Origin of the sequence: Faecalitalea cylindroides, from assembly GCF_028321995.1 — a bacterium.
In the GTDB taxonomy this organism is placed as follows: domain Bacteria; phylum Bacillota_I; class Bacilli_A; order Erysipelotrichales; family Erysipelotrichaceae; genus Faecalitalea; species Faecalitalea cylindroides.
Genome location: NZ_JAQLXG010000005.1, coordinates 43,304 through 56,685, shown reverse-complemented (window position 1 = coordinate 56,685; position 13,382 = coordinate 43,304). Strand labels below are relative to the sequence as shown.

General features: G+C 33.3%; 15 protein-coding genes. 1 reads left to right on the top strand and 14 read right to left on the bottom strand.

What is annotated here, in order from left to right; genetic code table 11:
- Positions 1-189 precede the first annotated feature (189 nt).
- Positions 190-1,350: an AraC family transcriptional regulator gene (locus PND65_RS04275; protein ID WP_271990722.1), complete on the top strand. Its 1,161-nt coding sequence runs from the start codon at positions 190-192 to the stop codon at positions 1,348-1,350.
- Positions 1,351-1,372: 22 nt separating this feature from the next.
- Here PND65_RS04275 and PND65_RS04270 read toward each other — a convergent pair whose 3' ends face one another.
- The 14 genes from PND65_RS04270 to nagA all read right to left on the bottom strand — a co-directional run bounded on the left by PND65_RS04270 (position 1,373) and on the right by nagA (position 13,258).
- The gene (locus PND65_RS04270; protein WP_271990723.1) at positions 1,373-2,038 is read right to left on the bottom strand and encodes a hypothetical protein; all 666 of its coding nucleotides are present in this window, start codon (positions 2,036-2,038) and stop codon (positions 1,373-1,375) included.
- 84 nt (positions 2,039-2,122) lie between these two features.
- The gene (gene agaF / locus PND65_RS04265) at positions 2,123-2,551 is read right to left on the bottom strand and encodes a PTS galactosamine/N-acetylgalactosamine transporter subunit IIA (protein ID WP_022355244.1); all 429 of its coding nucleotides are present in this window, start codon (positions 2,549-2,551) and stop codon (positions 2,123-2,125) included.
- Between the two features lie 21 nt (positions 2,552-2,572).
- Positions 2,573-3,748, bottom strand: coding sequence for an SIS domain-containing protein (locus PND65_RS04260; RefSeq protein WP_035402277.1), 1,176 nt, complete (start codon positions 3,746-3,748; stop codon positions 2,573-2,575).
- A 142-nt stretch (positions 3,749-3,890) separates the two neighbouring features.
- Positions 3,891-4,517, bottom strand: a complete 627-nt coding sequence (locus tag PND65_RS04255; RefSeq protein WP_271990725.1) for an HAD family hydrolase — start codon at positions 4,515-4,517, stop codon at positions 3,891-3,893.
- 17 nt (positions 4,518-4,534) lie between these two features.
- A complete protein-coding gene (locus PND65_RS04250; RefSeq protein ID WP_271990727.1) occupies positions 4,535-5,071 on the bottom strand; it encodes a YbaK/EbsC family protein in 537 nt (178 codons plus the stop codon).
- The gene (locus tag PND65_RS04245) at positions 5,059-5,403 is read right to left on the bottom strand and encodes a DUF2200 family protein (protein WP_195376412.1); all 345 of its coding nucleotides are present in this window, start codon (positions 5,401-5,403) and stop codon (positions 5,059-5,061) included. The genes PND65_RS04250 and PND65_RS04245 overlap by 13 nt, the downstream gene beginning before the upstream one ends.
- Complete coding sequence (locus PND65_RS04240) at positions 5,396-6,124, bottom strand: NAD-dependent protein deacylase (RefSeq protein WP_035402268.1); 729 nt, start codon at positions 6,122-6,124, stop codon at positions 5,396-5,398. The genes PND65_RS04245 and PND65_RS04240 overlap by 8 nt, the downstream gene beginning before the upstream one ends.
- A 105-nt stretch (positions 6,125-6,229) precedes the next feature.
- Entirely contained in the window at positions 6,230-8,779 is a 2,550-nt protein-coding gene (locus tag PND65_RS04235; protein ID WP_271990729.1) for an ATP-dependent Clp protease ATP-binding subunit, read from the bottom strand.
- Positions 8,780-8,873: 94 nt separating this feature from the next.
- Positions 8,874-9,239 carry an ArsR/SmtB family transcription factor gene (locus tag PND65_RS04230; RefSeq protein ID WP_271990731.1) on the bottom strand — a complete coding sequence of 122 codons (366 nt, stop codon included), beginning with the start codon at positions 9,237-9,239 and terminating at the stop codon, positions 8,874-8,876.
- The gene (locus PND65_RS04225) at positions 9,239-9,880 is read right to left on the bottom strand and encodes a nitroreductase family protein (RefSeq protein WP_271990733.1); all 642 of its coding nucleotides are present in this window, start codon (positions 9,878-9,880) and stop codon (positions 9,239-9,241) included. Before PND65_RS04225 ends, PND65_RS04230 begins: the two co-directional genes overlap by 1 nt.
- A 111-nt stretch (positions 9,881-9,991) precedes the next feature.
- On the bottom strand, positions 9,992-10,390 hold the full coding sequence (locus PND65_RS04220; RefSeq protein WP_271990735.1) for a hypothetical protein: 399 nt from the start codon (positions 10,388-10,390) through the stop codon (positions 9,992-9,994).
- A gap of 2 nt (positions 10,391-10,392) precedes the next feature.
- The gene (locus tag PND65_RS04215; RefSeq protein WP_035402258.1) at positions 10,393-11,247 is read right to left on the bottom strand and encodes a DMT family transporter; all 855 of its coding nucleotides are present in this window, start codon (positions 11,245-11,247) and stop codon (positions 10,393-10,395) included.
- A 44-nt stretch (positions 11,248-11,291) separates the two neighbouring features.
- Positions 11,292-11,960, bottom strand: coding sequence for a transaldolase family protein (locus tag PND65_RS04210; protein ID WP_015535924.1), 669 nt, complete (start codon positions 11,958-11,960; stop codon positions 11,292-11,294).
- 158 nt (positions 11,961-12,118) lie between these two features.
- Positions 12,119-13,258 (bottom strand): N-acetylglucosamine-6-phosphate deacetylase, encoded by a 1,140-nt coding sequence (gene nagA, locus PND65_RS04205; RefSeq protein ID WP_022355255.1) that lies wholly within the window; start codon positions 13,256-13,258, stop codon positions 12,119-12,121.
- Positions 13,259-13,382: the final 124 nt, after the last annotated feature.

Sequence of the window (13,382 nt, the reverse complement as noted above, 5' to 3'; positions counted from 1 at the left end):
TTTCGAGGAAAAATCTATCTGTAATTATTATATAACTTTAAGAACATTTTACTTTACACATTTTGTGAATGTGTTTATACTTTTTAATATAAGAAACCAAAAATGTTGTTAATAATCTCAAAAATTTACTCAAAATTGCATTCGTTTTTCACAAATTTATTGAAATTTTTGGCAGAAAGGAGAGAATTTATGTTAAAACGAACAACGAATTATCGATTTCAGACTTATGGCGATGTATTTTACTCAATGAAAAGTGCAGGTCAAAATGGATCTACTGCGCAAAGTACATTACATTTAAATTCAAAAAACTTTGATTCCTGGTACTACTCTTCTACTACAGTTTACTTAAATTGTACAAGTGGAATTGTCTTATTAGTAACCAGTCGAGATGGTATTAAATACGATGAATTTGTTATTCATCGTGTTGTAAGAATCAAACCAGGTATCTTTTTTAATATGATCAGTATTTCAAATGAGTCTACAGTTGAAACTGCCTATGCACCAAGCGGATTAAATCAAAAAACAATGGATGAACCTTATGAATATGAACCTATTATCTCAAAACTTGATGTGCATGAAATTTTAACTTGTTATTACCAAGTCCGTAAATCAAACTATGTCTTTCCTGGAGAAAGCCATGATTATTACGAATTAACATACATTGACCATGGAAAACTACATACCACAATTGATGGTAAAGAGTATGTCTTGAACAAATATGATTTAGTCATTTATTACCCAGGACAGTTTCACACACAATCCACCGACTCTGAAAGCACATGTTCCTATCTAACAATAACTTTTGATATGCACAGTGAATTAGAACAAAAATTAATCAATCGCATTTTTCACACACGAAAAGATGTCTACCAAGTTTTATCTAAATTTATGAAAGTTATGCAAAATCAACAATTTTTAAATTATGAACTTGCGATACTTTATTTAAAAGAAGTACTTATTCTTCTTTATCAATTTGATATAAAAAAGGAAGAAGCTATTTCAAACAATCCTATGCAGGAGCATTATGAAAACACCTTATTGAATGAAATTTTAGTTTATATTCATAACAATATGTATTCAAGCTTTACGGTTGAAGATCTTTGCCAGAAATTTTCTATTTCGCGAAGCTCCTTACAAAGTTTATTCCGCACAAATATTCATATAACACCTAAACAGTACATTTCTAACGTTAAGCTGAGTCAAGCAAAAATTTTGATTCAAGAACATAAAAGAACAATATCTGAAATCTCTGACATTTTAGGTTTTACCAGCATTCATTATTTCTCACGCAAATTTAAAATGCAGTATGGATTATCCCCTACAGATTACGCAAAAAGCATTAACCAATAAAAAGGCTGAGATTCAGCCTTTTTTATATATTTTTTTCTTTTAATATATTTTTAATATTTTCCTCATAAGGTGTTCCAGCTACATTCTCTAACGCCTGTTCAAAATATAGTTTCATATTCTCTAAATCATTTATATAAGAATATTGTAATCCTATTAAGTATTGGAAAGTTCCTACAACCATCTTTTTATCTCCATCTAATGGGTCTTTGCCATTCCAAATTGCATCTATTTTTGCTTTAACCTCATCAATATATTTACTCTCTTTCTTTAAGAGAATACTATATTGAAGCTCTAAATCTTTATATGACGATTCTGGTCCATTTGCTTTAGCAAAATCAATCATATCTCTGGCTCTTTTTGCCTTCCCTTGCTCTAAATAATAATAAAAACCTCGAGTACCTAACGCCACTTTTTGTTTTGGTTTGATGCGCATATTCATCATCATTTTTATCTGATTTTCAACATCATCTTTTCGATTTTGTGCAATAAACCCAGACAAACGCATATTTTCACGATCAAACGCTGAAAAAGTCATTTTGCATGAAAAAGAATCGATAATATCATAATATCGATTATAATCAACGTCGTTAAGAGCATTAATCATTTTTTTCCATGAAAGCTTTCTCATAAGAATAGGGATAGCAATCAAGATAATAACAAGAATAACGATAACTATACTACGTGACATAAAACATTTCCTTTCAAAATATTATTCATTATACAACAAAATACGTGGGAACACTAAGTCCCACGTATTATTTAATTATTTTTTTTAAATACCGTCTGTTACTTCTTCGTGTTTTACAGGCTTAAATTCATATCGTACAACCTGATCTTTACCAACATTTACTGCAGAAGCTGCTAAATCTTTAACATCTTCCATAAATGTACGAGTTAAGTTGATTTCAATTAACATACCAAGGTTTGTACCAGCTATAACTTCTACATTTCCTTTAGGGAAACCAATTTCAACTGAGGTTTTAAATGGCGAACCACCTGCAAGGTCGCTCAAAACCAAGATTGAATCACAATGTTTTAGTGAATCCATGGCAGCTGTTAATTTTTTCTCTAAATCTTCTACAGAATCTGTTGCCTCAAAATCTACCGCAACATAATCTTTTGGTTCTCCAGCAATCAAGTTTAAACTTGTTGTAAGTCCAGTCGCAAAATGACCATGACCAGTTACAATTAATCCTATCATCTTTATTGACCTCCTATAACCTTATTTAGCTTTATATTCGTAAATCGTTACGCCCTTAACAACACGGTTAACTTCTCCCGATGGACATGGATTATCTGGTGTAATTCCATAAGACAATGATTTGAATAACGCAATGATCTGAGCCACTAAGATATAATCAAATCCTAAGAATACATTATCTTTCTTATGATCCAAATCAAAGTTTACGAATAGATCTACCATACTTTCAATTTCTGGATCAGAATGCGCACTTACAGCAACCAAACGATTTGCTTTTCTTTGAGAAGAAATTTCTTTAACGATATCGTATTCATACTGGCGCTGATATTCATCATCGCTCATGTAAACGATTGTCAATGTTTTATCATTTATAACAGATTTAGGACCATGTCTGAATCCCATTGGGCTATCAAATGTTGTTGTTACTTTACCAGCTGTTAACTCACAGATTTTTAACTGAGATTCCTGTGCGATTCCTTTTAATACATTTGCTCCTAAATACACAATGCGATCAAAGTCAAAGTCTTTAACCAATTGTTCTAAAGCTTTGTATCCTTCATCGATCATTTCTTGACCTTTTTCAATGACTGACTGCATTTCTGCTTCCATTTCATCTAGATCATCCAAACGGAAACATAAAACTGCAGCTAATAACATATTTGAAAAACTTGAAGTCATAGCAAAGGATTGGTCATGTGTTTCTGGAGTTAGATTGATTGCATATGCATTATCACGTTTTGCAGCTTCTTTTGATAATGCTCCGTCAATATTACATGTAATAAATAGATGATAAACATTTTCTTTACATACTTCATCTGCAACCTGAACTGAACCTACACTTTCAGGAGAGTTTCCTGAACGAGCAAAGTTTACTAATAAAGTTTTTCTATCTCTAGAAAGATAATTTTCAGGAGTTTCACAAATATCTGTTGAACCATATGATTTTGCATGATATCCCGTATATCGATTTACATAAGAAAATGCGGCATTACCAACATACTCACTTGTTCCACCACCAGTAAAAATGATGTCATAGTCATCTGCACTTAATACAGGTTCTAAGAAAGCTTTAATAGCTTCTTTTTCAGATTTAATCTGAGCAATAGTTTTTTTCCATGTAGCAGGCTGTTGAGCAATCTCTGTTGCGGTATAAATACCATTATTTTCCTGCCATTCTTGAGTTTCTTTTCCGAACATTTTTTATCTCCTTTTCTATTAAATTTCTACAATCACATTATAACTGTTTTTTATCTATTTTAAATATTCTTGATTAATTCAAAATAAAAAATGCAAATATATTGTTATTTTTTCACGAAGTAACAATATGATTCACATTTTTTTAAAATAAATTCAACAATTCTTCGAATGAATCAATCTTTTTATCATAATCTTTGACATCCCCAAAGCCATAGCTTGCATACACAAAAGGAATCTTAGCGAATTCGCAAGCATCTTTATCTTTTTGCGTATCCCCAATATAATAAGCCTTTTGGTAGTTATTTCTTTCCATGATCAAAGAAATGTTTTGGCCTTTTGGTTTCATTGTCTCTCCATAAGTCAATTCATCTGTAAAATATTTTTTTAGGCCATGGGATTGATACATTGCATCTGTATATCCTTCCTGTGCATTCGTTACGATCATTAAATCATATTTTTGTGAAAGGATCTGAAGTGTCGATTCAACATTCGGATACAAAATACCTCCATGTTTTGATAAATATAAATTTTCATTATCCATGACCTTATAAATCAAATCCATTTTTTCTTCCTGTTCCAGCTCAGGAAAATAAATATTGGCTATTTCCTCAATTTCCAAACCCATGACACGACTTAATGTATCCAGATCTAAATAATCTTTCCATCCTTTTTCCTTTTCCAGAACTTCATTGGCAGAATTCAAGATGCTTCCTGTTGCATCCCATAATGTACCATCCATATCAAATATTAAACAAAAATCATTTTTCATGTTCTATTCCTCACAATCTAAAATATATGGCACGTATGATGAAGAAATGGGATCAATGTTTCCCTCAGATCTTTTGTCTTTATACAAAGCAGTGTATCTTCATCATTTGGATGAAAGCGAAAAAATGTTTGTTTTAAAACATCCTCCTGTATATATAAGTTGATTTGATTCTCTACATCATGAAACAATTCAATAATACTTACAGCTCCTGAATGCGTATGCAATAAACTTTTTAATTCATCCTCTAGCACCATTTCAATCTTAGGTAATTGATATTTATTACGAAATGCATGGGTGTCAAATCGTTCATCACTAAATAAGATGATCATAAAATATCTTGGATTTCTCTTTGAAAGCGTTCGAAACAATAGATTTTTGATTGCTCTTGTTTCTAAAATATCATCAATTCTTTTTATATCTTCATTTAAAGACAAAGCCTTCAAATCAAGACGCTGATACGCAATCTGTAAATCATCCAATATGTCATAATACAATTTTACTTTTAAATCACAATCCAATGGTCTGCCTTGTTTCAAAACATCTAGCTTTTCCATATCTGTTTCTTTTTTCCTTTTGCGATATCATCAACCAGTTTATCCATGATTCGAATATCTTGAATCATTTCATCTTCGATGTCTTGTATCTTAACATTACAGATAGTACCTGTCACATTCTTTCTGTTTGGATTCAATTTAGGACAATCCATGAAAAAAGTTTCCAAGTCTATATTTTTATCTATACAAACTTTAATATCTGTTTCATCATACCCACACAACCAGTTAAGCATATCTATTAATTCTTGTTTTGTATGCCCTTTTCTTTCGACTTTATTTACATATAAGGGAAAAATATCTTTAAAAAGCATCTTCTTTAATTCTCTAGTCATAAAGTTCAACACTTTCTGATAACACTTTTCCTATTGAATCATGAATCACTAGATCCGCTATGTCATCCATTGATGTTTTATCTTTATTGATCAACACCAGGTGTTTTCCTTGAAAATAACGGATCAATCCAGCGGCTGGATAGACAACTAAACTTGTACCACCAACAATTAACAGATCGGCTTGTGCAATTGCCTGAATGGCATTCATCATGGTTCTTTCATCTAAACCTTCCTCATACAGCACGACATCCGGCTTAATAATATGATTGCATTTTGGACATCTAGGAATGCCATTTTCATCACGAAATTCTAACATTTGATCTAAAGTATATTTTTCATGACATCCTGTACATGTATTCCTTAAAACCGACCCATGTAACTCATACACAGTTTTTGAACCAGCTGCCTGATGCAAACCATCAATATTTTGTGTTATCACAGCTTTTAGCTTGCCTTGTTTTTCTAATTGTGCTAATGCTAAATGTGCTTTATTTGGTTTCGCATCTTTATATATCATTTGATTAAAGTAAAATTCAAAAAACTCTTTAGGATTTGATTCATAAAAACTATGTGACAACATTACTTCTGCTGGATAAGGGTATTGTTTTTTATATAGACCATTATCACTTCTGAAATCTGGTATATTGCTTTCTGTTGAAACACCAGCGCCTCCAAAAAAGACGATGTTATTTGATTCTTTGATCCATTCTTTTAATGACATAATTTTTCCTTCTTTCTAATGAAATTATAGAAGAAAAAAACCAAGATGAAAAGTATCAAAAAAAAGACCAACACGAATATTTTTGTGTTGATCTTTAATAAATGACTAATTTTCATGAATCGTGATCCTATAGTCATCATCAATATAATCCAAATCAATAGTTTGATCTTTATCAACCTTTGAAGCAATGATTGCTTTGGCAATTCTTGTTTCGATTTGCCTTTGAATATATCGTTTCATTGGACGAGCACCATAAACTGGATCTACGCCCATTTTGGCAATCTGGCGATAAACATCATCGGATACATTCAATTTAATGTCACGTAAGCTTAAACGATGTACAAGCTGATCAATAAATTTATGAGCGATCTTGATAAAGGATTCATCATCTAAACTGTTAAAGACAATGATTTCATCGATACGATTTATAAATTCTGGTTTAAAATGACGTTTCACTTCATCCATATACTTATCATAATTATCTTTTTCAAATGCATATTGGCTACCTAAGTTGCTGGTTAAGATAATGATCGTATTCTTAAAATCAACTGTGACACCCTTGGAATCCGTGATTCTTCCATCATCTAATATCTGCAATAAAACATTGAATACGTCTGGATGCGCTTTTTCAATTTCATCAAATAATACGATACTATATGGATTTCTTCGTACAGCTTCGGTCAACTGTCCACCTTCTTCATACCCAACATATCCTGGAGGTGCACCAATCAATCGTGCTACACTGTGTTTTTCCATATATTCAGACATATCGATCCTTACGATATGACGTTCATCATCAAATAATTGTTCTGCCAAAGCTTTGGCAACCTCTGTCTTACCAACACCTGTAGGCCCTAAGAACATGAAAGAACCAATTGGACGATTTTCGTCTTGAATCTGAGCTTTAGATCGCAAGATTGCATCACAAACCAACTCTAATGCTTCATCTTGTCCTACAACACGTTTTTCAAGCTCTTCTTTTAGATGAATAAGTTTCTGCCTTTCACTTTCAACTAAACGAGAAACTTCGACACCTGTCCATCTGGATACGATCTTTGCAATCAATTCTTCATCGACTGTTTCCTGAATCAAAGCGTCTTCTTTTTCCAATTGAGAACTTTTGGCAATTCGTTGTTCGAGTTCAGGAATTATACCATATTGAAGTTTTGCAGCATCTTCATAACGCGCTTCATTTTGAGCTTGTTCTAAGTCTAAACGTGCTTTTTCAAGTTTCTGTTTATCTTCTTTTGATGAATTCAATGCGGCTTTTTCATCTTCCCAACGTGAATGCATTTCATCACGCTGTGACTGTAACTTTGACAATTCATCTTCAATTTCATGACGTCTTTCAATAGCCTTCTTATCTTCTTCTTTAATTAATGACGTTTTTTCAATCTGCAATTGCAAAATCTTACGAGATAATTCATCCAATTCCTGAGGCATGCTTTCCATCTCCACTTTTAAAGTAGCACATGCTTCATCTACTAAATCAATGGCTTTATCTGGTAAGAAACGATCTGTGATATAACGATCCGATAATACGGCTGCCGCAATCAAAGATTCATCAAGAATACGAACGCCATGATAACTTTCAAAACGATCTTTTAATCCACGAAGGATACTGATCGTATCTTCAACACTTGGCTGAGCAACCATGACTTTTTGAAAACGCCTTTCTAATGCTGCGTCTTTTTCGATATATTTACGATATTCATTGAATGTCGTTGCACCTATACAGTGTAACTCGCCACGTGCCAACATCGGCTTCAATAAATTTGCAGCATCCATAGACCCTTCAGTTTTACCGGCCCCAACTAAGTTATGAATCTCATCAATAAATAATATGATTTGACCATTGGCATTTTTAACTTCTTCAAGAACAGCTTTTAAACGTTCTTCAAATTCACCACGATATTTTGCACCGGCAATCAAAGAGCCCATATCCAGCTCAATCAATCTTTTTTCTTTTAAAGACTCTGGAACATCCCCTTTCATGATTCGCCAGGCAATTCCTTCTACAACGGCTGTTTTACCAACACCCGGTTCACCAATCAATACTGGGTTGTTCTTTGTCTTACGAGATAAGATCTGAATAACACGACGAATTTCATCGTCACGACCAATAATTGGATCGATCTTACCATCACGAACATCCTGTACTAAATCTCTTCCGTATTTCTTCAAAGCTTCCACATTTTCTTCTGAATTTGGAGTATCAAACTTTTTACCATTTCGTCTTTCCAATTCAGCATTCTTACATACTTCTTCTTTTAAATTAAATTCTTTGACAATACGTTTTGATATATACGATTTATTAAACAACAAAGCTAGAAAAACACTGGCAACTGATAGATACGTTTCCTCATGTTCCGTTGCCCATTTTAATGCCTTTTCAAAACTCTTATTTACTTCATTTGAGAAATTTAAATTTTGAGCAGGGCTTTTGACGATTCTCTGATTTTCTTCTGCGATGATCTCTAGAGCACGCTGTTTATCTAGATTAATTCTTGTAAATAGACCATCTAGGACATCATCTTCGAAAATCACCTGCAACAGATCAATTGTATCCACACTTGGATGCTGTGCATTTCTTGCCTGTTCAACAGCCGCTACCAGTATCTTCTGAAGCCTTTCTGACATTTGTTCATAGTTCATAATAGCACCTCCTTAGCACTCATTATCTTTAACTGCTAATATCATATCACAATATTTGGCAGAGTCAAGCAAAGAGTGCTAAAAATTTATACTTTTATTCTTCGTCACTTGATTTACTACGATCAGGCAAACTGGAAATAATGAATATCATCTTTTGTAAAACATTGATCAACAACTCAAAACTTGTTTGATCAGGATCAAAATAATAATAGTTTTTTGTTCCTTCCTTTCGCATATTCAAGATGCCGGCTTGTTTTAAGATCTGTAAATGATGAGATACAGCCGGTCTAGATAAATGTGTCTTTTTTGAAATATCATTTACACGTACTCCATAACAATCCTTCATCTTCATCATTTCCAAGATCATATGTTGTCGATTCTCATCTCCAAGAGCAATCAAAACCTTTCGACATTGTTCAAAATCTGTAGCCAATTGCTCAATTTCTTTTTGAGCATCCATTATCTCACCTTGTGACCTGTTACAGCTTCAAAGTGATATTTCACGATTCCAAGATCTATTTTTGAATAGAAACCTCTTAAAGCCTTGGCATAGACTTGACCATTTTTCATTTCAAATAAAAACTTTTGTTGATTCATGGCAGTAGGTGCTAAGCTTACTGCTTCCATCCCTTTCATGAACCACTCAGGATACGCATCTTCTTTACATAATTCTTTAATTGGCTTGCTTTTATGAGCAACACCCGTGTTTGTACCATAACCCAGCGCAATTAAGATCAAAAGTTTTTGCTGTGGTTTTGTTTGTACATTTACCTTTCCATGTGTCAAGGCAACCCAGCATGTATTTAAACCTAATTCCTGACACTTTAACACAAGCTTTTCTCCATAATAGCCTGATTTTTCCTGTTCTTCTTTTTTCCCAACAATCGCGATATAATTCTTAACATTTGAAAACTTTCCGTAATGAGCCAGCATGGAATTAAAACAATTTGGTTCATTATAAAATATCTGCATCGATAATCCACTTTCTTCATTGATTGATGCGACATACTTATCTAGTTTACTTTTCACATCACCGTCGATCTTTTTATCTGAGTACTGACGTACACTATGTCTTTCTTTCATTAAATCCAACATTTGCATTCTTACCCTCTTTCTATTCGTTCAAATGTTTAAACAATTATACAATAGAATATTTCATTTTTTTCAATGGTAAAGAATATCAAGACGATTAAAAAAGATGGCCTAAGCCATCTACATGATCTTTGAGTATATTTCTTTAGTAATCACATCGTGGGAATATCCCTTAAATTCACTTTCTTCCATTAAGATATATTCATTTAGATCTATTGGAAAGTATTCATCTGCCGGATAAACTGTATCAAATCGATAAACGATGATTTCATCCACTTTATGTGTATCAAAATCACTTGTTTCCACAAAACAGAACATATCACTTTTTTCCATGAATTTTGGATCGACCACGATCTTGCCATCATAATCTTCAAACAAAATTTGAGATTGAGATGACATATATAAGGGAGCATCCAAAAGCATCTTATAAATATCTTTTATAATTTCTCGATCTCTTGATAAGCGTCTATGATTAAAGCGCATTCCATTTTTTTGATCAAGGCAAACTATGATTACCATTCTTATTCCTTTCTTGTCATGATCTGCATGATACCAACACATATAAAACCACAGCCAATAATGCTCATGATTCGAACAGGATCACCTAAAAAGATCCATCCGGAGATTAATGAAGTCAATGGTTCAAAAAGACAGAACAGACTCGCCATGGCTGCTCCTATATAGTGCGTCCCTTTTTGCAGAAACAGCTGACCAATTAATGTAAATCCTACTAATATTATAAGATAAAATACGATATTTGCATCAAAAGATATTGAAAAACTATTCTGCGTCAATCCCAATACAAATAAGACCACAGATTCGATCAGACAAAGATATGTTGTCAATACAGATGAAGAAAGCTGTGTCAAATGATGTTTTTCTAATAAAACCATATACATCGCATACGTAAAGCCTGAACATAATGCAAGCAACATCCCCAAAAGATTTCCCATGTTGCTAATATCCATAAAACAAACAATTCCAACAACAGATAAGCACAACGCGATTACCTGACGTTTGGAGAACTGATTACGATAATAGTAATACAAAATCAAGGAAACAAATATAGGATACATGAAATGCAATGATGTTGCATTTCCAACAGGAATCATTTCATAAGATACATTCAACAATAAGATGGTAGCACATTGACCAATCGCCGCTAGCAACAAAGATGGCCACATACTTTTATCCATCTTAAAACTAGAACGCGTTAACAACGCAACTACAAAAGTATATAGACCCATCAAAAAAAAGCGAAAGAATCCTATTGATATCGCATCAAATGAAGCATCCATTAAATATACTGTAAACAACGGAACCAAGCCATACGCTATAGCCGATATACTGGTTAATACAATCCCTTTTTCTCTCATGAGAGTATTCTACAAGAAAAAAGAAGTTCTCTCAAGAACTTCTATTACTCAAATAAATCTTGTCTATGATATGCTTTCTGCCAATTCATGCAGAATTCACCAACCGCAATCTTTGTACCTGGATGATCGATCATATTGAAGACAACATCACATGGTACGGTAACAGCCTGAATGCCTGCTTTGATCAATTCATGTACTTGATGCGTATTTTTAAAGCTGGCTGCAACAACTTTGCTGTCCATATGATTTACTCGTAACATTTCAATTAAGTCTTTAACATTTCCAACACCATCGCCATAATTATCCATACGATTGACATAAGGTGCCAAATATTCGGCTCCGTTCATAGCTGCCAAGAATGCCTGATCGGCTGTATAAATTGCAGTTGCCAAAGTATGAATTCCTAACTTTTTACATTCTTTGATAGCTTTCAATCCTTCGTGAGTTACTGGAATCTTCACATACATATTTTTCTTACGAAGTTTAGAAATTGCTTTTGCCTCTTCCATGATTCCTTCATAGTCTGTTCTTACTGCCTGAATAAATAACAATTGATCTTCATCCAATAGATCAATAAGTTCCTTGATGACCACTTCAGGTTCTTTTCCCGATTTTGTAATGATCGTTGGGTTTGTTGTAACCCCTGTTACGGTCAAAAGTTCATTCAATTCTTTAATTTGTTCGATGTTCGCTGAATCTAAGATTAACTCCATGATAAGTCCTCCTAAGCACATCTTTAATATATATCGTTTTTTATTATTTGTAAAGGAGTTTTTATTATTTATTATTATTTTTCTTTCGTATTTTTTTCTATTCTGTCATATTTTGAAACAAAAAAGAGATGATCAAATGATCATCTCACTCGATGCTACTAAAAAGCTTTCTTTCCTTTCGTATAAGTCATTTCAACAGAATAGTCATCATTTAAGACAACTAAATCAGCATCTTTTCCAGTCTGGATCGTTCCTTTACGATCATCTACATTGATCAAACGAGCTGGATTAATAGTAACAGAGTTAATCGCTGTCTGCCATGGAACCAATGCTTTTTCAACTAAAATCTGCAATCCTTTGTTTACATTCAATGTAGATCCAGCCAACCCTTTCGTTTCTGTTAAATGTGCACTTCCATCTGGATATAGTTCAATTTCATTTCCACCGAATAGAACCTTAGTACCAACAGGAAGCCCTTTAACCATCAATGAGTCTGTAATCGTAACAGCATAGTTAGGACCTTTTACAGTATAGTAGTTATTTAAGGCATCTAAAGTTGAATGATTTCCATCAGCGATAATTTCGCCAAATACATCTCTAAAACGCATTGCAGCACCAACTAAACCTGGTTCACGATGCTGAAATTTTGACATACCATTAAATACATGTGTCATACTCTTAGCACCATTGGCAATTGCCAATCTTGCCTCTTCAAAAGTTGCACCAGAATGTCCCTGGCTAACAACGATTCCATGATCCACGCAGAACTTAGTCAATTTAAAGTCTTCATCATGTTCACAAGCCATTGTCATGATCTTGATCAAATGATCACTTGCTTCATAATAGCGTTTGAACTGCTCAACATCTGGTTTTACACAATACTGTTCAGGCTGAGCGCCTTTGAATACTTGATCCAAATAAGGACCTTCAAAATGAATACCCAATACCTCAGCACCTTCATAGCCTTCTCTTACAACTTTTGCTACATTACTAACGGCAGCAGTTAACACTTCTTCACTTTGCGTGATTGTTGTAGGAAGGATTCCTGTTACACCTTCTTTAACGATATTTTTTAACCAAGTACGTAAACCTTCTTCTTCAGCATCATTTGTATCAAATCCATACGCACCATGTGTATGTACATCAATAAAACCTGGAACGATACGTTTTTCACCATAGTCTTCATCAACCTCTTTTGTACCATATGGATAGATATTTGTGATTTTTCCATCCTCAACTTCGATCTGAGCTTCAAGCCAAGTATTTACGACCCAAACCTTTTTACTTTGAATAATCATGATTCAATATGCCTCCATTCATTTCTACAATTTATTATACTATCATTCCAATTTATTGTCTCATTTAACGCTTTCACTTTTTAATATTATTTTTAACTATTTTATTAATTTTGTGCAAATACAA